Source organism: Nocardia sp. NPDC056611 (genome assembly GCF_042792755.1).
In the GTDB taxonomy this organism is placed as follows: domain Bacteria; phylum Actinomycetota; class Actinomycetes; order Mycobacteriales; family Mycobacteriaceae; genus Nocardia.
In genome coordinates, this window is sequence record NZ_JBHTVV010000002.1 from 414,437 (window position 1) to 437,021 (window position 22,585).

22 protein-coding genes are annotated in these 22,585 nt (G+C 69.9%); 9 read left to right on the forward strand and 13 right to left on the reverse strand.

Annotated elements, in window-relative coordinates; genetic code table 11:
• Positions 1-17: 17 nt before the first annotated feature.
• On the forward strand, positions 18-1,301 hold the full coding sequence (locus ACFRAQ_RS10415) for a pyridoxal phosphate-dependent aminotransferase (RefSeq protein ID WP_379100203.1): 1,284 nt from the start codon (positions 18-20) through the stop codon (positions 1,299-1,301).
• Between the two features lie 70 nt (positions 1,302-1,371).
• On the opposite strand, the gene ACFRAQ_RS10420 is transcribed toward ACFRAQ_RS10415, so the two are convergent.
• The 9 genes from ACFRAQ_RS10420 to glsA form a co-directional block, all read right to left on the reverse strand.
• Entirely contained in the window at positions 1,372-2,115 is a 744-nt protein-coding gene (locus ACFRAQ_RS10420; protein WP_379097046.1) for a glucose 1-dehydrogenase, read from the reverse strand.
• 71 nt (positions 2,116-2,186) lie between these two features.
• Positions 2,187-3,386, reverse strand: coding sequence for an NADH:flavin oxidoreductase (locus ACFRAQ_RS10425; RefSeq protein ID WP_379097049.1), 1,200 nt, complete (start codon positions 3,384-3,386; stop codon positions 2,187-2,189).
• Complete coding sequence (locus tag ACFRAQ_RS10430) at positions 3,383-3,958, reverse strand: TetR/AcrR family transcriptional regulator (protein ID WP_357283118.1); 576 nt, start codon at positions 3,956-3,958, stop codon at positions 3,383-3,385. The genes ACFRAQ_RS10425 and ACFRAQ_RS10430 overlap by 4 nt, the downstream gene beginning before the upstream one ends.
• A 77-nt stretch (positions 3,959-4,035) precedes the next feature.
• A complete protein-coding gene (locus ACFRAQ_RS10435; protein ID WP_379097053.1) occupies positions 4,036-4,383 on the reverse strand; it encodes a hypothetical protein in 348 nt (115 codons plus the stop codon).
• A 23-nt stretch (positions 4,384-4,406) separates the two neighbouring features.
• Positions 4,407-4,991, reverse strand: coding sequence for a GrpB family protein (locus ACFRAQ_RS10440; protein ID WP_379097056.1), 585 nt, complete (start codon positions 4,989-4,991; stop codon positions 4,407-4,409).
• A gap of 16 nt (positions 4,992-5,007) precedes the next feature.
• Positions 5,008-6,459 (reverse strand): hypothetical protein, encoded by a 1,452-nt coding sequence (locus ACFRAQ_RS10445; protein WP_379097059.1) that lies wholly within the window; start codon positions 6,457-6,459, stop codon positions 5,008-5,010.
• Between the two features lie 60 nt (positions 6,460-6,519).
• Positions 6,520-6,702 carry a hypothetical protein gene (locus tag ACFRAQ_RS10450; RefSeq protein ID WP_379097062.1) on the reverse strand — a complete coding sequence of 61 codons (183 nt, stop codon included), beginning with the start codon at positions 6,700-6,702 and terminating at the stop codon, positions 6,520-6,522.
• A 16-nt stretch (positions 6,703-6,718) separates the two neighbouring features.
• Complete coding sequence (locus ACFRAQ_RS10455) at positions 6,719-7,138, reverse strand: DUF1707 domain-containing protein (RefSeq protein WP_379097065.1); 420 nt, start codon at positions 7,136-7,138, stop codon at positions 6,719-6,721.
• Positions 7,139-7,429: 291 nt separating this feature from the next.
• Positions 7,430-9,265, reverse strand: a complete 1,836-nt coding sequence (gene glsA / locus ACFRAQ_RS10460) for a glutaminase A (protein ID WP_379097067.1) — start codon at positions 9,263-9,265, stop codon at positions 7,430-7,432.
• Positions 9,266-9,410: 145 nt separating this feature from the next.
• Between glsA and dxs the strand changes: the two genes are divergently transcribed.
• Both dxs and ACFRAQ_RS10470 read left to right on the forward strand, forming a co-directional pair.
• A complete protein-coding gene (dxs, locus tag ACFRAQ_RS10465; protein WP_379097070.1) occupies positions 9,411-11,366 on the forward strand; it encodes a 1-deoxy-D-xylulose-5-phosphate synthase in 1,956 nt (651 codons plus the stop codon).
• A gap of 139 nt (positions 11,367-11,505) precedes the next feature.
• Positions 11,506-12,309, forward strand: a complete 804-nt coding sequence (locus tag ACFRAQ_RS10470) for an enoyl-CoA hydratase (RefSeq protein WP_357093762.1) — start codon at positions 11,506-11,508, stop codon at positions 12,307-12,309.
• Positions 12,310-12,353: 44 nt separating this feature from the next.
• On the opposite strand, the gene ACFRAQ_RS10475 is transcribed toward ACFRAQ_RS10470, so the two are convergent.
• From ACFRAQ_RS10475 to ACFRAQ_RS10485, 3 genes are all read right to left on the reverse strand, one after another.
• Positions 12,354-12,935 (reverse strand): hypothetical protein, encoded by a 582-nt coding sequence (locus ACFRAQ_RS10475; RefSeq protein ID WP_379097074.1) that lies wholly within the window; start codon positions 12,933-12,935, stop codon positions 12,354-12,356.
• 153 nt (positions 12,936-13,088) lie between these two features.
• Positions 13,089-14,333 (reverse strand): HRDC domain-containing protein, encoded by a 1,245-nt coding sequence (locus tag ACFRAQ_RS10480; RefSeq protein ID WP_379097077.1) that lies wholly within the window; start codon positions 14,331-14,333, stop codon positions 13,089-13,091.
• Between the two features lie 197 nt (positions 14,334-14,530).
• Positions 14,531-15,157 carry a DUF3000 domain-containing protein gene (locus ACFRAQ_RS10485; RefSeq protein WP_357093771.1) on the reverse strand — a complete coding sequence of 209 codons (627 nt, stop codon included), beginning with the start codon at positions 15,155-15,157 and terminating at the stop codon, positions 14,531-14,533.
• Between the two features lie 74 nt (positions 15,158-15,231).
• Between ACFRAQ_RS10485 and hemE the strand changes: the two genes are divergently transcribed.
• Entirely contained in the window at positions 15,232-16,299 is a 1,068-nt protein-coding gene (hemE, locus tag ACFRAQ_RS10490) for a uroporphyrinogen decarboxylase (RefSeq protein ID WP_379097080.1), read from the forward strand.
• A gap of 392 nt (positions 16,300-16,691) precedes the next feature.
• Positions 16,692-18,038 carry a protoporphyrinogen oxidase gene (locus ACFRAQ_RS10495; RefSeq protein ID WP_379097083.1) on the forward strand — a complete coding sequence of 449 codons (1,347 nt, stop codon included), beginning with the start codon at positions 16,692-16,694 and terminating at the stop codon, positions 18,036-18,038.
• Between the two features lie 278 nt (positions 18,039-18,316).
• Here ACFRAQ_RS10495 and ACFRAQ_RS10500 read toward each other — a convergent pair whose 3' ends face one another.
• Complete coding sequence (locus ACFRAQ_RS10500; RefSeq protein WP_379097086.1) at positions 18,317-19,267, reverse strand: serine/threonine dehydratase; 951 nt, start codon at positions 19,265-19,267, stop codon at positions 18,317-18,319.
• Positions 19,268-19,387: 120 nt separating this feature from the next.
• Between ACFRAQ_RS10500 and ACFRAQ_RS10505 the strand changes: the two genes are divergently transcribed.
• The 4 genes from ACFRAQ_RS10505 to ACFRAQ_RS10520 all read left to right on the forward strand — a co-directional run bounded on the left by ACFRAQ_RS10505 (position 19,388) and on the right by ACFRAQ_RS10520 (position 22,585).
• Positions 19,388-20,038, forward strand: coding sequence for a TetR/AcrR family transcriptional regulator C-terminal domain-containing protein (locus tag ACFRAQ_RS10505; RefSeq protein ID WP_379097089.1), 651 nt, complete (start codon positions 19,388-19,390; stop codon positions 20,036-20,038).
• A gap of 60 nt (positions 20,039-20,098) precedes the next feature.
• The gene (hemQ, locus tag ACFRAQ_RS10510) at positions 20,099-20,794 is read left to right on the forward strand and encodes a hydrogen peroxide-dependent heme synthase (protein WP_379097092.1); all 696 of its coding nucleotides are present in this window, start codon (positions 20,099-20,101) and stop codon (positions 20,792-20,794) included.
• 209 nt (positions 20,795-21,003) lie between these two features.
• Positions 21,004-21,570 (forward strand): alanine:cation symporter family protein, encoded by a 567-nt coding sequence (locus ACFRAQ_RS10515; protein ID WP_379097095.1) that lies wholly within the window; start codon positions 21,004-21,006, stop codon positions 21,568-21,570.
• A 52-nt stretch (positions 21,571-21,622) separates the two neighbouring features.
• Positions 21,623-22,585 carry an acyl-ACP desaturase gene (locus ACFRAQ_RS10520; protein WP_379097098.1) on the forward strand — a complete coding sequence of 321 codons (963 nt, stop codon included), beginning with the start codon at positions 21,623-21,625 and terminating at the stop codon, positions 22,583-22,585.

The window sequence follows — 22,585 nt, forward strand, 5'->3', positions numbered from 1 at the left end:
CCACTGTAACCAACAACTTGGAAATACCAAGTGCAAACTTGGAAATTCCAAGTAGAGTGTGCGGCAACCACACCGAGAAGAGGTCGTTCATGCAGGTGAAGCAGTCGAGCAAGCTGTCGGGCGTGTCCTACGAGATCCGTGGACCGGTCGCCGAGCATGCCGCACGGCTGGAAGCCGAGGGGCATCACGTCGTGAAGCTCAATACCGGTAACCCGCTGCCCTTCGGCTTCGAAGCGCCCGCCGAACTGCTCCAGGACATGGTCCGCAACCTGCCGCAGTCCAGCGGCTACTCCTCGTCCAAGGGCCTGCTCTCGGCGCGCCGCGCGGTGGTGCAGTACTACCAGACCCTGGGTCTGAGCGAGATCGACGTCGAGCAGGTCTTCCTCGGCAACGGCGTCTCCGAACTGATCATGATGGCCATGACCGCGCTGCTGGAGAACGGCGACGAAGTCCTTGTTCCCGCACCGGATTTCCCGCTCTGGACCGCCGCCACCGCGCTCAACGGCGGCCGTCCGGTGCACTACATCTGTGACGAGCAGGCCGACTGGATGCCGGATCTGGCCGATATCGAAGCCAAGATCACCGACCGCACCCGCGCCCTGGTGATCATCAACCCGAACAACCCCACCGGCGCGGTGTACTCGCCGGAGGTGGTGCGGCAGATGCTGGAGATCGCGCGCCGCCACAACCTGGTGGTCTTCTCCGACGAGATCTACGACAAGATCCTCTACGACGACCTCACCCACACCGCGACCGCGGCCCTGGCCCCGGATGTGCTGTGCCTGACCTTCTCCGGGCTCTCGAAGTCCTATCGCGCGGCCGGTTTCCGCGGCGGCTGGCTGGTGGTCTCCGGCCCGGTCGAGCACGCCGAGAACTATCTCGAGGGCCTGACCATGCTGTCCGGTCTGCGTCTGTGCGCGAATGTGCCCGCGCAGCAGGCGATCCAGGCCGCGCTCGGCGGCCACCAGAGCATCTACGACCTGACCCTGCCCGGCGGCCGCCTGCGCGAGCAGCGCGACCGCGCGTGGGAGGCGCTCAACGCCATCCCGGGCATCTCGTGCGTGAAGCCCAAGGGCGCCCTGTACGCCTTCCCGCGCATCGATCTCGACATGTACAAGATCCACGACGACGAGCAGTTCGTCCTGGACCTGCTGCTGCGCGAGAAGATCCACATCGTCCAGGGCACCGGCTTCAACTGGCCGCGCCCCGACCACTTCCGAATCGTGACGCTGCCCCACGCCGACGAACTCGAAGCCATCATCGAGCGCATCGGCCGCTTCCTGGCCACCTACAAGCAGTGACAATTCACCGAGTGGCACATCCCGGAGGGGATATATCCGATTCCGCCTCCAGCATGTGCCACTCGGCGGATCAGACGGGGCGGCCGGCTGTCATGCCGCCGTCTACGACGAATTCGGCGGCGTTGCAGTAGCTGGATTCTTGGCTGGCCAGGAAGACGACCACGTCGGTGACTTCCTGGGGGGTGCCCAGGCGGGCCAGGGGGTTGGCCGCGCGATCGGCGGTGGTGCCCTCGGGGACCCCGATCATCGGGGTCAGGATTCCGCCCGGGTGCACGGAATTCACTCGAACCCCGTGCGGGGCGAGCTCGATCGCCGCGGACTTGGTCAGCCCGCGCACCCCGAACTTGGATGCGGTGTAGGCGTGCGCGCCCGGCACGCCCTGGATCCCGGCGGCCGAGGAGATGTTCACCACCGACGCGGGCCGCGCCGCCACCAAGGCGTCACGGGCGGCGGTCAAGCCCAGGAACGGGCCGGTCAGATTGATGGAAAGTGCGCGCTGCCACTGTTCTTCGGTGTATTCGCCGAGCGGTCCGAAGTCGAGGATGCCGGCATTGTTGATCAGCACGTCCAGCTTGCCGAACCGTTCGACGGCCGCGTCCACCGCGGCCCGCCAGTCCGCGGCGCTGGTCACGTCGAGGTGGATGAACGCCGCCGCGTCGCCGAGTTCGGCGGCCAGCTTCGTCCCCGCCTCGTCGGAGATGTCGCCGATGAGCACCGAGGCGCCCTCGGCCACGAACGCGCGCGCGTGCGACGCGCCCATTCCCGATGCGCCGCCGCTGATCAGGGCGACCCGCCCGTCGAGCCGTCCGCTCATGCCGTGTCCATTCGAGCCTGAGCGGAGCCCTCCGTGGTTACGCTCCGCCGCCGCCTCCGGGCTTGCCCCGCTCATGCTCGTTGCCTTCCGTCGAAATCGATGATGGTCCGCTCCGGCCGGAACACGCAGCGGGTGGAGGTGTAGATCGTGGGCATGCACTTGTTGCAGTGCACGCAGGCGGACTGGGTGCCCGCCTCGGATTGGATGCGCCGCAACAGGTCCGGTTCGCGCAGCAGCGCCCGGCCCATGGCGACGAACTCGAAGCCCTCGGCGCGGGCCAGGTTCATGGTGTCGAGATTGGTGATGCCGCCCAGCAGGATCAGCGGCATGGACAGTTCCCGGCGGAACTGGCGGGCCCGCTCCAGCAGGTACGCCTCCTGGTACGGGTACTCCTTGAGGAAGGCGCGCCCGACCACCTTGAAGCCGAGCCGTGCCGGACCGGGCAGGACCTCGGCGAATTCCTTGCGCGGCGCGTCGCCGTGGAACAGCAGCATCGGGTTGAGCAGGGAACTGCCCGCGGTCAATTCGAGCGCGTCGAGGGCGCCGTCGGCTTCGAGCCAGGCGGCCACCTGCACGCTCTCGGGGATGGTGAGCCCGCCGCGACGGCCGTCCTCCATATTGAGTTTGGCGGTCACCGCGAGCCGGTCGCCGACGGCTTCGCGGACGGCGCAGGCGATTTCGCGGGCCAGCCGGGCCCGGTTGACCAGCGGCCCGCCCCAGCGGTCGCCGCGCCGGTTGAGCAGCGGGCTCAGGAACGAGCTGACCAGATAGTTGTGGCCGAAATGGATTTCGACGGCGTCGAATCCGGCCTCTTCGGCGAGCAGCGCGGCCCGCGCGTGCGCGGTGATGAGTTCGCGGATCTCGGCGTCGCCGGGCACCTTCATGGCCTTCATGCTCAGCGGGCTGAACAGGGGGCTGGGCGCGAGCGCGGGCACTCGGTTGGAGGCGGCATTGGCGACCGGTCCGGCGTGCCCGATCTGCGCGCTGGCGGCCGCGCCCTCGGCGTGCACGGCGTCGGTCAACTCCCGCAGTCCGGCAACGGCTTCGGGCCGCATCCAGATCTGGTGCCGGTCGGTGCGCCCGCCCGGCGCGACCGCGCAGTAGGCGACCGTGGTCATGCCGACCCCGCCCGCGGCGACCTCGCGATGGAAGTCGATGAGCTCGGGGGTGACCAGCGCCTCGGGGGTGCGGCCCTCGAAGGTGGCGGCCTTGATCACCCTGTTGCGCAGGGTGATCGGGCCGAGTTTCGCCGGTGCGAAGATGTCGTTCATGGTTGTTCTCCCGATGCGGTGAGTCCGGCCACCACGAAGGTGCGTAGGGCCGTGAGCGCCGATTCCGGCATGCCGTGATCCTCGATCTCGGGTGCGCCGAATCGCATGATGATGAGGTCGAAGGCCAGCATCCAGCGCTGCGCGGCCTGGCCCCGGGACAGTTCGGGCAGCAGCGGCGCCCAGGAATCCATCTGGAACCACGGCCCTCGCCAGGTGGTCAGATGCCGTCCCAGGACGAAGCGGGCGAGCAGCCGTAAGTGCAAGCGCCCCAGCGGATCCGCCGCCAGCGTGACGAACGGCGCGAGGATCGCGTCCACCACCGTGGGCACCGAATCGCGCCCGCCCCGCGCTCCGGCGAGTCCCTCGGCCCACAACGGCCCGAGCCGATCCTCGATGAGCGCGCCGACCAGCGCCTCCTTGGACCCGAAGTGGTAGTGCACGGCCGCCGGATTGGCCCCGGCCGCCGCGCACACCGCCCGCACCGAGACCTCGTCGTACGGCTCGGTCAGCAGCAGTTGCTCCGCCGCGGCGATGAGCCGTTCCCGCGTTCCCGCGGACACCTTCTCGACCATGCCAAGCAGTGAAACACGGTTCCATCAGTATTTCAATCAGTGATTGAAATACTGATGGAAGCGGTCCCGGTGAGCGGCTACTCGCTCTGGGCCCACGCGGCGACGGGCAGTGTCAGATAGACGCCGATCGTGGCGTCGACGAACTTCTCGATATCGGCCAGCAGCCGGTCACAGCGCTCCTGCCGGTTGTCGGCGCGGCTCGCGAAGTACTTCGACCGGATCTCGATGACCACGTCCAGTCCGGACCGGTCGAACGTGCCCAACGGCCGGAAACGAATCTCCACGTCCCCGGGCTGCAGATCCCCGTCGTAGGGCTCCTCGGGGCACTCGACCGCCTGCGACACCAGGTGGGGCAGCCATTTACCCAACTCCCGCAGGATCGTCTCGGGCAGTTCCGCCTTGTGGGTCACCTCGACGAGGGGCATCGCCCCAGTCTATGGATCGTGATTCAGCGGGCGGCGAGGGCGCGCGCGATGATCTCCTCGATGACGTCGCTCTTGGCATTGGCATAGTGCTGGACGTACTTCCATCGGCATTGCGCGAGTTCGCGTTTGGTGCGCTCATAGTGGGCGCGCTCGTCGTCGTGGGTGCGCAGGCGGTCGCGGAAGGCGAGGATGCGCTCGATTTCGGGGGCGGCGCGGTCGGGGGAGAGGACATGCAGGTTGACGCTGTAGGGTGCGCCGTCCTCGACCCGCCGGACCAGGCAGCGGTGCTCGAACCAGGCCGGTTCGCGCACGCGCAGGGTGAAACCGAGGGCTTCGAGGGCCGGGACGTAGGCGGTTTCGTCGGCGGTGTCGGCGACCAGCAGCAGCATGTCGATGATGGGCTTGGCGGCCAGACCCGGGACGGACGTGGAACCGGTGTGCTCGAGACGTAAGACCCTCGTGGCCAGCGCTTCCCGGATCGCCGTCGCCTCGGCCTCGTACCGGGCGGGCCACCGCCGGTCGTACTCCTCGAGGATCACCGGCACCGAGTAGGGCCGCACCTCGACGAGGAAGGCGTCGGCGATGGCGTCGTCGTCCATAGTGGCCATGGCGTCAGCGTAGGGGTCAGGAGGTGCGGACGCTGGCGATGATCTGCTTGGCCTGGTCGGCGGCGAGCTCGCCGGTGGTGCCGCGGTCGGCCAGGATGGCCAGCACCAGCAGGGCGTTCTTGGGGCCGGTGAAGGCGAAGGTGTAGATCGAGTAGGTGGTCGTGGTGCAGCCGGCCGGCTCGGGCTTCCAGCTGCCGGAGGTCTCCACCTGCTGGCCGGCGATGCCACTCTTGGTGGTCACCGCGCTGGGCGCGCCCGCGGCGCCGCCGGACTTGTCCATGTAGCCGCCCTGGGCGGAGATCTTCGCGACCTTGAGCGCGGCCGCGGCCGGATCGCTGCCGTCGGCGCGGGTGACGTAGGCGAGCGACCGGTACGCCGAGCCGGGGCAGTAGCCGCCGCCCTCGGTGGCCTTGCCGTGCCCGGTGAACGTGCCGTCGATCCCGCTCTGCGGCACGGTGTCGGACGGGTCGCCGACCGACCAACCGCTCGGCACGTCGTAGCTGACGCCGTAGGCCGGAACGGCCACCGTCCCCGCGCCCGGCTTGGGCGCACCGGACTTGGACGGCCCGGTCGACGGTCCTCCGGAGCGGCTGGTCGGAGCCGGGCCGGTGGTGGTACCGGGCGCGGCGGTGGTGGAGCTCGACGAGTCCCGGGTCAGCGCGTACGCCGCGATCCCGCCGCCGACGACCACGATCACGGCCACGATGGCGGCCAGCACGATCCAGGTGCGATTGCCTCCGCCGCCCGGCGTGGGCTGCGACTGTCCGTACCCCGGAACGGGCTGCTGGCCAAAGTAATTCGGTGCCGACTGCTGACCCGGGTACGCACCGGACGGGTAGCCGGGAACGGGCTGACCGGGGTAGACCGCCGCCGGATCCTGTCCCGGGTATCCCGGAATCGGCTGCTGCCCCGTATATACCGCCGTCGGCTCATAGCCGGGCTGGTTCGGGATCGGTGTGTGGCCGGGGTAGACCGCGGTCGGTTCGTAGCCGGGCTGGTTCGGGATCGGCGCTTGCCCCGGGTAGACCGCAGTCGGTTCGTACCCAGGATGATTCGGGGCCGGTGTGTTGCCGGGGTGCACCGCCGTCGGCTCGTAGCCAGGCTGGTTCGGGATCGGTGTTTGGCCGGGGTAGACCGCAGTCGGTTCGTACCCAGGATGATTCGGGGCCGGTGTGTGGCCGGGGTGCACTGCCGTGGGCTCGTATCCGGGCTGGTTGGTCACCGGGTTCTGGCCGGGGTACACGGCGGTCGGCTCATAGCCGGGGTGATTCGGGACGGGCGCTGGTCCTGGGTGGACGGCCGTCGGGTCATAGCCCGGGTGGACCATGGTCGGGTCCGGCGTTATCGGCTGGTGCCCAGGGTAATTCGTGGTCGGCTGCTCGCCCCAGGCGCGGTTCGGGTCCTGCGGGGAATGCGCGGGTGCCGCCGGGCTGTCGGGGTTGCGCCACTGATCATGGTTGTCCGTCACGGTGTTTCGCCCCTCGTCCCCGGCTCGTCGCCTGTCGGGGCCCACCCTAGCGGCTGGGTATCAGGCGTGCTCGGCGGGCGTGTCCGGGTCGGCCGGGGGCGCGGGCGGGGTCGCGGGGGACACGCGGATGACTCCCGCGTCCAGGTCGAGGCTCACGCGCGGCTGGTGCAGCTGGCCGCCGCCGTCCTCGCTGCCGTCGTCCTCGAGCTTCTTGCCGGGGAACAGTTCACCGAATACACCCACGGATCCACCATAGCCGTCAGCCGCGGTGGTAGCGCGGACCGTGATAGCCGTAGCCGCGCCGGCCCCGCGCGAACACGAAGAACAACACTGGGAACAGGAAGAACGGGAAGATGTGGGTGACGATCGCGAACACCAGCGCGAGCACCACCAGCGCGCCCGCCCCGACCGGCACCAGCGGCAGCGCGCGGCGCGGAGCGGGCGGCGCGGCCTGGACCCGCGGTGCCGGAGGTTGCGGCCGGGGTAGGTCGCCGAACAGGACAGCCAGCTCGCCCGCGGTTTTCGCGGCGTAGGCGCGTCCCACCCGGTCGTCGTATTCGGCGAGGTCGAGGCGGCCGGCCGCGAAATGCTCACCCAGCGCGGCGGCCGCCTGCTCGCGTTCCGCGGTGCCGACACGCACGGTGGGCGGTCCGTAGACCGCGGGATCGAAATCGGTCATGACATCCGCCTCGTGGGAGGGAAGGAATTTCGTTGTCCGCCAGCGTAGGCGTGTTCCCGGCGGCGCGCCTGCACGCGGTGGCGTAATCGGGCGTACGCCCGCCGACGTACCCGGGGGCCGCGTCGGCGGTGGCCCACCGACAGTGCGGCCCCGATGATCGGCCGCGCGAGCACTCGCGATCGCACCGTCCCGCGAGCAGTGGCGGTCGCATCGTCGAGCCAGTTCCGGGTGTCGCGCACGGTCGGCGCACGAGCCCTCGAGCCGGCGGGGGTCGGCGGAGTGCGTCCGTGGTCAGGCCCCGCCGTGTGCGGAGACCGCGCGCACGGCCGCGTCGGCCTGGGCGTACGCGGCGGCCGCCAGCCGTTCCAAGAGCGCGAGCTTGATCTCCGGGGCCTGGTCGGTGAGCTCGTCGAAGCGTGCGGGCGGCAGCACGGCCAGCCGGACGGTGGTCTCGGCGTACACGTCGTTGGCGTAGCGCATGTCCGCCAGCATCGAGGTCTCGCCGAACGACATGCCCGGGGTGAGGGTGATCAGCCGGTGCCGGCGGTGGTCGCGGTCGGTGAAGGTGAACCGCACCCGTCCGTCGAGGATCAGGAACAGCCCGCAGCGTTCGCTGTCGCGCGGCACGATGAGTTCGCCGCGCGCGATGGTGCGGGTCTCGAATTCCTTTGCCAGCCGCTCCCGCTCGTCGGCGGGCATGTCGGCGAGCGCGGGATGCTGGTCGACGGTGAGGGCGGCGGGCTGTCGCTGCCCGGCGGGCCGATGCTTGTCGAGCATGAGTTGTTCGCACCATTCGGTGGCGGCGTCGCGATCGATGAACACCCGCCCGTGCACGTCGGCGGGATCCAGGCTGGAGGCGAGCTGTCCGAGTTTTGCGTCCGGATCGACCAGTCCCACAGGGCAACCGGCGGTGGCCAGCTCGGTGCGCAGGTCCTCGATCATGCGGACCGCGATCGGGCTGACGTCGCCGACCTCCTTCAGATCCAGGACCAGGGCCTCGAGTTCACCGGCGGTGTCCTCGACGGCGCGCACGGCGGATTCGGCTCCGGCGAACAGCAGGTCGCCGTGCAGTTCGAAGATGCGCGCGCGGTCGCCGAATTCGTGCAGCACCGCCAGTTCGTCGGGGTCGCGGCGCAGCCGGGAGGGCGTGTCGGCGACGGTGTAGGCGGTCCGGATGGCGGCGTGCGCGGCCCGGGTCACGTGCAGGAAGTGCAGTCCCAGCCGGGTCGACAGTTCCCGGCACGCCTTGACTCCGCGCACGCTGCTGCCGTGCGCGTCCAATCGTGGTGAGTACACCGCGATTCCGATCTGTCCCGGCAGTACCGCCAGGATGCCGCCGCCCACACCGCTTTTGGCGGGCAGTCCGACGGTGGTCACCCAGTCCCCGGCCGCGTCGTACATGCCGCAGGTGGTCATGACCGAGAGCACCTGTTGGACGAGCGGTCCGGTCAGGGCGCGTTCCCGGGTGAGCGGGTTGACGCCGTTGTTGGCGAGGGTGGCGGCCATGACGGCCAGATCGCGGCAGGTGACGTCGATCGAGCACTGCCGGAAGTAGCGGTCGACCGCCTCGTCCGGTTCGACGTCGATGATGTCGGCCCCGCGCAGCAGGTATCCGATGGCGCGATTGCGGTATCCGGTGCGCGCCTCGGAGGCGTACACGTCCTCGTTCATGGTGAGTTCGCGTCCGGCGAATCGGCTGTAACTGCGCCGGATTCGGGTGAATCGGTCGGCGGCGTCGGTCCCCTTGACGAGTCCGGCCGCCGCGATGGCCCCGGCGTTGATCATCGGATTGCGCGGCCGCTGTGTCCGCGGGTCGAGGCTGATCTCGTTGAACGGCTCGCCGGTCGGCTCCACGTCGATGCGCCGAGCCACTTCGGCCGGCCCCTGGTCGGCGAGGGCGAGCGCGTAGGTGAAGGGCTTGGAGATCGATTGAATGGTGAAGGCGGCGTCGAGATCTCCGCTGCCGTAGATACGCCCGTCCGCGGTTGCCAGGCAGATGCCGAACGAATCGGGTTGCACGGCGGCGAGTTCGGGAATGTAGTCGGCGAGCGTTCCCGATGTGTCGGCGCGACAGAGCTCGTACACTTCCTCGATGATGCTGGCCACGACGCCGCCGGAGGGGAGCACAGGCCCAGCGTAACGGGCGTAATCTGTGTTGAGCCTCACATCTGTCACGGATGTCGCAGGTGGTGTTTCGTTCCTGGCATCGGGGGCCGGAAAGGGCTCCGTAGACTGTTGCAAACACAGGAGACATCCGGAGGGAGCAATAGCCGTGGGAGTGCTTTCCCGGGTCGACATGCCCGAGGATCTGCGCCGGCTGTCGGTACCGGAGTTGCAGGAGCTGGCCGAGGAGATTCGCGAGTTCCTGGTGCGCAAGGTCGCCGTCACCGGCGGGCACCTCGGGCCGAACCTCGGCGTCGTGGAGCTGACCATCGCCCTGCACCGGGTTTTCGACTCGCCTGCCGACCCGATCATCTTCGACACCGGGCATCAGGCCTACGTGCACAAGATCCTCACCGGCCGCAAGGACGGATTCGACACGCTGCGCAAGGAAGGCGGGCTGTCGGGGTATCCGTGCCGCGCCGAGAGCGCCCACGACTGGGTGGAGTCCTCGCACGCGTCGGCCTCGCTGTCCTACGCGGACGGGCTGGCCAAGGCGTTCGCGCTGACCCGGCAGAAGCGGCACGTGGTCGCCGTGGTCGGTGACGGCGCGCTCACCGGCGGCATGTGCTGGGAGGCGTTGAACAATATCGCCGCCGGGCAGGACCGCTCGGTCATCGTGGTGGTCAACGACAACGGCCGTTCCTACGCGCCGACCATCGGCGGTCTGGCCGAGCGGCTCGCGGGCCTGCGCACCCAGCCCGCCTACGAGCACGCGCTCGACGCCACCAAGCGGATCGTGCAGAGCATTCCGCGCGTGGGGGATTCGGCGTACTCGATGCTGCACGCCATCAAGACCGGCATCAAGGACGCGGTCGCCCCGCAGGAGCTGTTCAGCGATCTCGGGGTGAAGTACGTGGGCCCGGTCGACGGGCACGATCAGGTCCAGCTGGAGGCGGCGCTGCGTCGCGCCAAGGACTTCGGCGGTCCGGTCATCGTGCACGCGGTGACGCAGAAGGGTCGCGGGTACAAACCGGCCGAGGATCACGAGGCCGATCAGATGCACGCCATCAACCGGATCGATCCGGAGACCGGTGTGCCGGTGGGCGGCCCGTCCGGGCCGAGCTGGACCTCGGTGTTCTCCTCGGAGCTGATCGCGCAGGCCGAGCAGCGGGACGACATCGTGGCGATCACCGCCGCCATGCCCGGACCGACCGGTTTGACCCCGTTCGGAAACCGCTTCCCGGACCGCATGTTCGACGTCGGCATCGCCGAACAGCACGCCATGACCTCCGCGGCCGGCATGGCCCTGGGTGGTCTGCACCCGGTGGTGGCCATCTACTCCACCTTCCTCAACCGCGCCTTCGACCAGCTGCTCATGGATGTGGCGCTGCTGAAGCTCCCGGTGACGCTGGTGCTCGACCGCGCCGGCATCACCGGTGACGACGGCGCCTCGCACAACGGCATGTGGGACCTGTCGGTGCTGGGCATCGTGCCCGGCATCCGGGTCGCGGCGCCGCGTGACGCGGTGCGCCTGCGCGAGGAGCTGGGGGAGGCCCTGCACATCAGTGACGGGCCCACCGCGATCCGCTTCCCCAAGGGCGCTGCCGTCGAGGAGATCGAGGCGGTCGAACGTTTCGAGGATGTCGACGTGCTGCGCCTGCCCGACACGGGCGACGCCGCGTACGTGCACGCCGATGTGCTGCTGGTGGCGGTCGGCGCGTTCGCCGGGCTCGCCCTGGAGGTCGCGGATCTGCTGGCGGCCGAGGGTGTTTCGGTGACGGTGGTCGACCCGCGCTGGGTGCTGCCGGTCTCGGACACGCTGGTGAAGCTGGCCGGGAACCACCGGCTCGTGGTCACCCTGGAGGATTCGGGTCTGCACGGCGGTATCGGTTCGACGGTGTCCGCGCGGCTGCGCAGCGCGGGTGTCGACGTGCCCGCCCGCGATCTCGGTGTGCCGCAGCTCTTCCTGGACCATTCCGCGCGCGGCAAGATCCACCAGGATCTGGGCTTGGTGCCCGGTGAGGTGGCGCAGCGCGTGCACGGCTGGCTCGGTGCGGTGTCGACCGGCGACCTGACGGCCTCCGGTGATGATCTCGCCGAAGCGCTGTTGCCCGCCGTCGAGTAGCCGGCCGACCGACGCCGGGTGACCGGCTCGCAGCTCACGGACCCGCGATCCTCGGATCGCGGGTTCCGTTTTTCTAGGCGGAGCTGGACTTCTCGCGTAGATTCTGTAACAGGTTACAGTTTTCTGGTCAGGAGTTCGGATGTCGTTTGTGCTGGTCGAGAAGCCGCGTCCCCAGATCGCGCTGGTCACGTTGAATCGGCCGGAGCGGATGAACGCCATGGCGTTCGATGTCATGGTGCCGCTGCGCGAGGCCCTCGAGGAGGTCTCCGCCGACAACGAGGTGCGCGTGGTCGTGCTCACCGGCGCCGGGCACGGCTTCTGCTCGGGCGCGGATCTGCAGCACGCGGGCAAGGTGCCGGGTGTCGAGGGCTTGACGCGCACCACCATCGGCCGCCGCTCGATGGAACTGCTCGACAATGTGATGCTCACGATCAAGCGCATGCACCAGCCGGTGATCAGCGCCATCAACGGCGCGGCCATCGGCGGCGGCTTCTGCCTGGCCATGGGGACCGATATCCGGATCGCCTCGGAGGACGCGTACTTCCGCGCCGCGGGCATCAACAACGGTCTCACCGCCGCTGAACTCGGCATCAGCTACACGCTCCCGCGCGCCATCGGCTCGACCCGCGCCTTCGAGATCATGTTGACCGGTCGCGACGTCGACGCCGCCGAAGCCGAGCGCATCGGCATCGTCTCTCGCGTCGTCCCCGGCGACAAACTCCTCGAGGCCGCCTACGACACCGCCGACCAGATCCTGCGCTGGAGCCGCAGCGGCGGCGAACTCACCAAGCGCCTGCTGTGGAGCGGTCTGGAGGCGGGCAGCTTCGAATCCCACATGCAGACCGAGGGCATGGCCCAGCTCTACGTCCGTCTCACCACCGAGAACTTCGACGAGGCCGTCCGCGCCCGCCGCGACCGCCGCCCACCCAACTTCCTGGACTGAGCGACGGCCGGATCCCTCGGCTCCCTGCCGAGCCGAGGGACGGATCACCGGCGGCTGGCGCTACCGGTCGGGAACAGCTGCGAGCTGCCCGAGCTGGGACCGATGACGATCTTGGGGAGCGCCGCGCTGCCGGAGATCGTGCCGTCCCCGTGGCAAGGGGCCTGCGCGGGCGGCGTGACGCTGGTCGACCCCGGCGGCGCGGCGACGACAGTGACGGTGGTGTCGGCGAAGTCGGAGCCCTGAACCACGCGGATCTTGTGCGCTCCCGGGGTGGCCGGAACCCAGGTGATGTGCGTGTAATTGTGGATCCCGTCGATGTCGGTCGCCGTGGTGCCCGCGACGCACGCTCCGTTGTCGAAGGCATCCACGAAGGTGTTGGTCTGCACCCCGTCCCATCCGTAGGAGATCCCGTACGACGTAGAAATCGTGTAGGCCTGTCCCACGACATACGACCCCGGCGTCACGCACGGCGTCGACGCCGCCGGGTCCGACGGACAAGCCAGCACCTGCACCGGACCGACGTCCGCCGCGGCGCTGGGCGCGGTCAGCGCGGTGACCGTCGCGCCGATTACCAAAGTCGTTGCGCCCCAGCCGATATGTCGCAACGCCCGGTTCTTGTTCGCCATCCGTGAGCTCCTTCTGCATCCCCTGGGTGTGGGGGTCGGCAGAATCTATCCCGCGCGCCCCGGGCGATGAGAAGGAAGCGGAAAACCCATGTGCCCCAACTTCTTTGGGCCACAGAGCAGGGGGCCGCGAGGCTGGCTCGGCGACGTCCGCCGCTACGCCTTCGGGTAGAGGGCTTCGCTGAGGCGCGGCACGGTCAGGGCGCGCTGCCAGGGCCGGGCGCCGCCGACGGAGAGGAAGTCCTCGATGAGGGTCGGGGCCTCGCCGTTGGTGACGGATTTGGGGAGGCCGTCCCAGCACATGCGGCGGAGCAGGTCGGGGGTGAGGAGGTTTTCGACGGGGACCGCGACCTCGGTGGAGAGTTCGGTCATGGCGGCGCGGGCGCGTTGCAGGCGGGCGGCGGCGGCCGGGTCGCGGCGTTCCCAGCGGTTGACCGGGGGCGGGCCGTCGAAGGGCTGGGTGAGCGGGGGGAGCTCGGTGTCGGGGAGGGCGCGGGCGCGTTCGACGGCGCCGAGCCATTCGCGGGAGTAGCGGCGCTGGCGGGGGCCGCCGAAGATCGGCAGGGCGCGCAGGGCGGCGATGGTCTTGGGCTCGCTGGTGGCGGCCGAGACGATGGCCGAGTCGGGGAGGATGCGGGCCGGGGCCACGTCGCGCAGGCGCGCCAGGCGGTCGCGGGTCGTCCATAGTTCGCGGACGATGGCGAGCTGGCGGGTGCGGCGCAGGGTGTGGATGCCGGAGGTGCGCCGCCAGCGGTCGGCCTTGGGGCCGGAGGGTTCGGCGGTGCGGACGTGCTCGAATTCCTGTGCGGCCCACTCGGATTTGCCCTGGTCGGACAGGTCGGCGGCGACGGCGGCGCGCAGTTCGAGCAGTAATTCGACGTCGAGGGCGGCGTAGTTCAGCCAGTCGTCGGGCAGCGGGCGGGTGGACCAGTCGGCCGCGCCGTGGCCCTTCTTCAGTTCGCGGCCCAGCAGCTTCTCGACCATGGCGGCCAGCCCGACCCGCTCGTATCCGGCCAGGCGTCCGCCCAGCTCGGTGTCGAACAGTTCGGCCGGGTACAGCCCCAGCTCGGCGAGCCCGGGCAGGTCCTGGTCGGCGGAGTGCAGCACCCATTCCAGGCCGTTGATGGCGTCCGCGAGCGGGGCCAGGTCGCCGTCGACCGGGATGGGGTCGATGAGGAAGCTGCCTGCGCCCTCGCGGCGCAGCTGGATCAGGTAGGCGCGATTGGAGTAGCGGAAGCCGGAGGCGCGCTCGGCGTCGACCGCGAGCGGGCCGGTGCCGGCGGCGAGGCGGCGGGCGGCCGCGACCACTTCGGAGGCAGAGTCCAGTACCGGCGGTACACCGTCCACTGGCGCGAGCAACGGTACCGCGGCAGTGGCTTCGGGTTCATCTGGTACGGACATGGTCTTGAACTCTACGGGTTGGGCAAGGGCGAGCCGCGTCACGTCGGTGAAACGACCGGCCGTGACACTGCGTCGGGCCATGGGGAATCGTACTCACCGGCTAGCGATTTCGTTGCAGTACAGATGTTCTCGCAGGCGAGAGGGGGTTTCCCGCCCGGACGGGCGGGAATTCGGCGAGCGGTGGGCGCGGGCCGCAATTACTCGGTGCCCTCGCCCCGGCGCACGTCCAGCCGGGTGACCCCGGCGGGCGGCAGCCCGGCCGCGTAGGCCAGCACCTCGCAGAACGCCTCCACGTGCGGGCGCAGGTTGGTGTCGGTGACGGTCCAGGAGGCCCGTACCTCGAGCTGGTGGGCGCGTGGCGGCCCGGCGATGTCGCCGTAGCGGACCGAGCTGGTGGCGGTCACCGTGCCGCCCAGGGCGGTGAACGGGGTGCGCGAGTCGAGCGCGTCGACCAGCCAGCTCCACGCCACCTCGGGCAGCAGGGGGTCGGCGGCGAGGGCGGAGTCGATATCGGCCTGGCAGTACGCGACCAAGCGGAACACGCCGTGCCAGGCGTCCTGTCCGGCCGGGTCGTGCAGCAGGATCAGGCGGCCGAACGCGTCGCCGTCGGAGTCGACGGGCACCACATTGCTGTCGGGTCGCGTGACTTCCGCGCCGAGGGCGTAGGAGTACGGCGCCAGGCGCTGGGGCGGGCGGATCGGTGCGAGTTCGATGCGGGGATGCACTGACGCGGTTCCCATGGCCTCGACCGCGGCGCGGAACCGGGCTGGTTCTTCGGGCTCCGGGGTCGGGGCAGCGCCGTCGCGGAAGTCGAGCGGTGTCACGAAACGCAACCGTAGACCTCTCGGGCACCCAGCAGTGCGAGGCGCGCCGCCGCGCCCCTTTACGATGGGCGGCGATGACTACTCACGCCCGCCGCCAGCTGACCGATGCCCCGTTCCTCGCCGCCGCCACCGGTGGCGTGCCGCATCGGCGTCCGGTGTGGTTCATGCGACAGGCCGGTCGGTCCCTCCCCGAGTACCGGGAGGTGCGTGCCGGAATCGGCATGCTGGAATCGTGTTTCGACCCGGAACTGGTGTGTGAGATCACCATGCAGCCGGTCCGCCGCCATCAGGTCGACGCGGCAATCCTGTTCTCCGACATCGTGGTTCCGCTCAAGGCCGCGGGCATCGACCTCGACATCGTGGCCGGTGTCGGCCCGGTCGTGGCCGACCCGGTGCGCACCGTCGCCGACGTGCGCGCCCTGCCGCGGCTGCGCCCCGAGGACGTGGGCGCGGTCACCGCGGGCGTGAAGCTGCTGCTCGACGCCCTGGGCGAGACCCCGCTCATCGGATTCGCCGGTGCCCCGTTCACTTTGGCGTCGTACCTGGTCGAGGGCGGTCCCAGCAAGAACCACGAGCGCACCAAGGCGATGATGCTCGCCGACCCCGAGACCTGGCACCAGCTGCTGGGCGTGCTCACCGACATCACCATCGAGTTCCTGCGCGCGCAGATCGCCGCGGGCGTGGACGCGGTGCAGCTGTTCGACTCGTGGGCGGGCGCGCTGTCGCTGGCCCAGTACCGCGAATACGTTATGCCGCACTCGGAACGGGTCTTCACCGAGATCGCCGCCGCCGGCGTGCCGCGCATCCACTTCGGTGTCGGCACCGGAGAACTGCTGGGCGCCATGGGCGAAGCGGGCGCGGATGTCGTCGGCGTCGACTGGCGGATCCCGCTGAACGAGGCCGCCCGCCGGGTCGGCCCCGGAAAAGCGTTGCAGGGCAACCTGGATCCGGCCGTCCTCTTCTCCGGGCCGGCTGCCATCGACGCGGAGGTCCGCCGCATCGCCCGCGAGGCCGACGAGGCGATCACCCTCGGTGCGAAGGGTCACATCTTCAACCTGGGCCACGGCGTCCTCCCCAACACCGACCCGTCGGTCATCACCGACACCGTCGCCCTGATCCACAGCCTCCCCACCCCGCTCTGACGACGGCGGTGCGGGCCTGAGCGCTGCTCTCGGGCGACGTCGGCGCGGCACCCACGAGCGCGTGCGGGCGACCGGTCCGGCCGCTGTCGCCGGTCGCCGGCGCGGTGTGGAAGATCCGCCGGGCGAGATCGCTCGGTCGCGCTCGGACGGTCACAGCGGGCCGGTCGGGCGGATGATCCTTCGGACACTCCCGCGCGATCGACGATGGCCGGTCCGGGTTGGCGCGTACGGGTACGCCAGGGCGCGGGAACAGGCTCACGGACGCGGCACCGACGCGGGGCGGGCCGGGCGGCGGGAGTAGGTTTGGCGTCGGAGCGGCTCGACGTCGAGGTGCGGGTCGCGCGCTGCGAGCGGTGCGTTCGCGGCGGTGACGAGCGGGCGAGGAGTGATCGATGCGGGTCGCGGTGGTCGGTGGCGGGATCAGCGGGCTGGTGGCCGCATACCGGCTGCGTCAGGCCCTGGGGGAGTCGGCGGAGCTGGTGCTCGTCGAGGAGCGCGACCGGGTCGGGGGGATTCTCCGGACCGTCGACATCGACGGGGATCCGGTGGATCTGGGGGCCGAGGCGTTCGTGGGACGACGGCCCGAGATCCCGGAATTGATGCGGGAATTGGGGATCGAGGATCAGCTCGTGTTCCCGGCGGGAAGGCGGCCCCTGGTGTGGTCGGAGGGGACCGGGCATCGCCTGCCCGAACGCACCCTGATGGGGATCCCCGCCACACCGGAATCGCTTGCGGGACTGGTGGATGCGGACACCCTGGCCCAGGTCGAAGCGGAGCCCTCGCGGCCGCTGCGCTGGAAGCCGGGCGCGGATGTCTCGGTGGGGGACCTGGTCGGTGACCGTTTCGGCGAGCAGGTGGTGCGCCGCAGCGTCGACCCGCTGCTCGGCGGAGTCTATGCGGGCCTGGCGAATTCGATCGGCGTGCGCGCCGCTCTGCCCACCCTGGCCGCGGCCCTGGATCGGGGCGCGACCAGCCTGACCCGGGCCGTCTCCGAGGCCCTCCCGCCCCCGAGTACGGCCCCGGTGTTCGGCGGCATCCGCGACGGCTACCGCGTCCTGCTCGACGCCCTGCGCGCCGCCGCCGACGTGAAGTCCGAAACCGGCACCGCCGCAACCCGTCTCACCCGCACCGCGACCGGCTGGCAGCTGGACCCGATCGGCGAGGTGAACGCGGTCGTGCTCGCGACACCCGCCCCCGTGACCGCGCGCCTCCTGCGCGAGGTGGCCCCCGACGCCGCCGACCTGGCCGCCGGTATCGAACTCGCCTCCTCGGCCGTGGTCGCCCTGACCCTGCCCGCCGACACCGCCCTGCCGGACAACTCCGGCATCCTCGTCGCCACCGGTGAACCCTTGCGCGCCAAGGCCTTCACTCTTTCCAGCCGCAAATGGCCCCACCTCGCCACCCGTGACGTGGCCCTGGTCCGCGCCTCCTTCGGCCGCTTCGGCGACGACTCCACCCAGTCCTGGTCCGACGCCGCCCTCACCACCGCCGCCGTCGAGGACCTCGCCACCGTCACCGGCGCCGACATCAGCCCCCTGCACGCGGTCGTCCAACGCTGGCCCGGCGGCCTCCCGCAGTACGCTCCCGGCCACGTCACCCGCATCCTCGACCTGCGTTCCACCACAACAGATCTCCCCGGCCTGGCCCTCGCGGGCGCCTACCTCGACGGCGTCGGAGTCCCGGCCTGCGCCGCCAGCGGCAGCAAGGCCGCCGCCCGCATCGCCGCCCACCTGGCCTGAGACGCTCGCCCTGATCCTCGGCGGTTGGATCCCCACTCGGCCGTGCCGACCCGCCGCTGAGGATGGCCTGCGCCACTGGATATCTGCCGCCACGGGGACGCCCTGCGGCGCTCGCCCTGATCCTGTTGGGGGCTGGATCCCCGCCCGGCCGTGCCGACGCGCCGCTGAGGATGGCTTGCACCACTGGGTATCTGCCGCCGCGGGGACGCTCTGCGGCGCCGGATATCCGCCGAGCGCGCCCGGCGGTGCGCGCCGGTGGTGTCAGTGATCGTCGGATGTCATCGTGCGACGAGGTCGGCCGGGTCGGTGTTCGCGCCGCACACGACAACCGCCACCGTCTCGCCGGGCGAGGGGACGTAGACGCCGGACAGCAGGGCTGCCAGGGCGGTCGCGGCGCCGTGTTCGACGGCGAGTCGCCGAGTGTCCCACAGAGTTTGGCGGGCGGAGGCGATCTGCTCGTCGGTGACCAGGACCGACTGGACGTCGCCCGCGGCGGCGGCGGACAGGGCGATGGGGGTGACGCGGCGCGCGCCCAGGGAGTCGGCGGCGACGGAGTCGATGTCGACGTCGACGGGTGCCCCGGCGGCGAGGGCGGCATTGAACGCGCGGCAGTTCTCGGGTTCGACGGCGACCACCCGCACGCCATGGTGGTTGGCGGACACCGTGATTCCGGCGAGCAGCCCGCCGCCACCGACCGCGACCAGCACGGTGTCGAGGTCCGGGAGCTGGGCGACGATCTCCTCCAGGAGGGTCCCCGCGCCCGCCGCGATGTACGGGTCGTCGTAGGCGTGGGAGCGCAGCGCCCCGCTGACCGCCGCGAACCGCTCGCATTCGGCGGCCGCCTCGGCGTATCCGCCGTTGCCGCACAGCACCTGCGCGCCGTGCGTCCGGAGCCGAGCCAGTTTGACGGCGGGGGTGGCGTCGGGCAGGAACACCGTGGCGCTGGAGCCCACCAGTCGCGCCGCCCACGCTCCCGCCACGCCCGCGTTCCCGCCGGAGGCCAGCGTGATGCCGACCCTCGGCAGCCGCCCCCGGGCCTGGTGCGCCAGCACGAAATTCGCGGCCCCCCGCGCCTTGAAACTGCCCGTGTGCTGCATGTGCTCGAGCGCCAGCCAGACGTCCCCGGCCACCGGCACCGTCTCGGTGTCCGCCCGGGCGAGCACGACGGACCGGGTGTGTCCGGCGATCCGTTCGGCCGCGGTTGTCACGTCGGCATGGGTCAACTGCACGTGCGCTCTTTTCGCTCGATCTGGTCAGACTTCCGGTCGGGCACGTTGTTCCGCGCGCACGGCCTGCGGGAACCCCGGGCCGATCGACCCCCTGGTTACACTGTAACTTACGATGGATACATGCCCAGGAACTCCCAGTCGCTGGCCGAGGCGACTCCCGAGGCGATCGCCCGCGCGGGGTTGGAGATCATCGGATCCCGAGGCGCGAGCGAGCTGAGTTTCCGCGGCATCGCCGCGCATCTGCGGGTCTCGCACACTACCGTCGTGCGCCGCGGCGGCGGCGATTTCAACGGCCTGGTCGAACTCGTGGCGGACGTCCTGGCCCTGGACCTCCCCGAGGTTCCGCCCGGCTCCGGCGACTGGTCGGAGTCCACCGAGCGCCGTTTCTCGGCCTGGTACGACCTGCTCACCGCCTACCCGGGCCTGGTCATGTTGCGCGGCCCGCGCCCGTGGGTGGGCCGCCGCATCCTGGCCCGGCTCACCGAACCGCAACTGGCCGACAACATCTCGCTCGGGCTGACCCCGGAGCAGTCGTTCTTCGCCTACCGCGAGTGCTATCTCTACACGCTGGGCTGCGCGAGCCTGGTCGAGTTCCGCGACCGCAAACCCACCCAGCTCGCCACCCGGGGCCGCCTGGCCGCCCTGGATCCCGATGAATTCCCGATCATGGCAACCCATCTGGACACCGTCACCGAATTGCTCACCAGCGACGCCGTCTTCCACGACGGCCTGCGCCGCATCATCGCCTCCTGGGCGGCCACCGCCCGCTGAATCCGCTGTCCGTCCTGCCCGATTCCGGGCGGTCGGAGGGGCAGTGGCACGATGGGGGCCATGGCGCGACTCGACTTCAAGGCCCTCAACGACACCATCCGCTACCTCATGTTCTCGGTGTTCCAGGTGGAGCCCGGCGAGCTCGGTGAGAACCGCGCGGCGGCGATCAAGGAGGCCACGGCCTTCTTCGAGTCGCTCGAGGAGCGCGGTGTCGTGGTGCGCGGCATCTACGACGTCGCGGGTCTGCGCGCCGACGCCGACTTCATGATCTGGTGGCACGCGGAGCAGATCGAGGATCTGCAGGCCGCGTACTCCGATTTCCGCCGCGTCACCGAGCTGGGCCAGATCTCGAACCCGGTGTGGAGCCAGGCCGCCCTGCACCGCCCGGCCGAGTTCAACAAGTCCCACATCCCCGCGTTCCTGGCGGGCGAGGAGGCAGGCAACTACATCTGCGTGTACCCGTTCGTGCGCTCCTACGACTGGTACCTGCTGCCCGACGAGGAGCGTCGCAAGATGCTCGCCGACCACGGCAAGGCCGCCCGCGACTACCCGGACGTGCGCGCCAACACGGTCGCGTCCTTCGCCCTGGGCGACTACGAGTGGATCCTCGCGTTCGAGGCCCCGGAGCTGCACCGCATCGTGGACCTGATGCGCGATCTGCGCGCCACCGAGGCGCGCCGGCATGTGCGCGAGGAGATTCCGTTCTTCACCGGTCCGCGCGTGGAGCTCGAGCAGCTGATCAACGCGCTGCCCTGACGTGTTCGGCGGGTTGCCGCGGCGGTCGTTGCCGCACGGTAACCCGCTGCCTGCCCGCAGAATTCGGGGCATGCGCGACATCGGGGCCGCCCCATAGAGTTTCTGCGACCCGATCCGCCTGTGCCGCCCGAGGGGTGTGGCCCGCGCGCGGTCGGTTCGACGCGGTAGCGCTTGTTTGCGGGCGCGGGACATCTCTCGCCCTCGAACACGTGCTCCCCGCGGCGCATCGCGACTGGCCGGGTTCGAGAAGCCACATCTGGCAGTTGCCGGTCGATAGCCTCAATGGGTGCACACCCTCGACTCCGCGATCGTCGACATCAATGACGCCATCGTGCACGGCGTTCATCATCCTCACCACGAATCCGGTGAGGTCGGAGCGTCGCGGCGCCGACATCACCCGGCGCTCGCTCGAGCAGACCCTGGGCGCGTGGTCGGGTCACGCGCTGACGGTGATCGTGGTGATGCTCGCGTTCAGTTCCCTGATCGGCAATTACTACTACGGGGAGGCCGATGTCGAATTCCTGACCATCAGCCGGCCGATGCTGCTCGGTTATCGAATGCTGGTGCTGCCGGCTGTATTCGGCGGTGCGCTGGGGTCACCGACCCTGGTGTGGAAACTCGTCGATGTATTCATTGGCGTGATGGCGCTGGTCAATCTGGCCGCGAAAGATCCGGTATATGTGCACAACTCGGATATAGCGGACCCGTCGGGTGTCGAATGCCGGCAGGACTCGCCGATGCGGCAGTCGGCATGGGAGCCCGACAGACTACTGTGAGCGCGATCGATTGGTCTGCAAGTTTGTCTCTACCGACATCGGAGGGCTTTGCATGGCGAAAGAATTGACGCAACTCGAGCTGCTGACCGAATTGGAACCGGTCGTCGGCCAGAATATCGATCGGCACCTCGCCATCGCCAAGGAGTGGAATCCGCACGATTACATTCCGTGGGACGAGGGCTACAACTTCGCCGCGATGGGCGGAACCGATTGGGAGCCCGGGCAATCCAGGCTCTCGGAGGTCGCCAAGGTCGCGATGATCACCAATCTGCTCACCGAGGACAATCTTCCGTCCTACCACCGCACCATCGCCGAGAATTTCTCGATGGACGGCGCGTGGGGCACCTGGGTGGGCCGCTGGACGGCCGAGGAGAACCGCCACGGCATCGCCATGCGCGACTACCTGGTCGTCACCCGTGCGGTCGATCCGGTCGCGCTCGAGCACGACCGGATGGTGCACATGACCCGCGGCGTGAACGCGCCCATGGGCTTCGGCGGGGTGATGGACCAGGTCGCCTACGTCACCTTCCAGGAGCTCGCCACCCGCGTCAGCCACCGCAGCACCGGCCGCGTGTGCGAGGACCCGGTCTGTGACCGCCTGCTCGCCCGCATCGCCGCGGACGAGAACCTGCACATGATCTTCTACCGCAATGTCGCGGGGGCCGCGATCGACCTCGCCCCGGATCAGGCCATCGAATGCATCAATTCGGTGGTGATGAACTTCGCGATGCCGGGCCACGGCATGCCGAACTGGCGGCGCAACGGCGTACTCATGGTCAAGCACGGCATCTACGATTTACGGCAGCACCTCGACGAGGTCCTGTGGCCCGTGCTGAAGATCTGGAAGATCTTCGAGCGCGACGACTTCACCGCGCGCGGCGAGAAGGCCCGGGAGGAACTGGGCCTGTACATGGAGAACCTCGAGAAGGACGTCATCCGATTCGAGGAACAGCGGGCCCGCATCCTGGCGCGGGAAGCGGCCAAGGCCGAGAGCGGTCTCGCCGCCAGCCGGTGA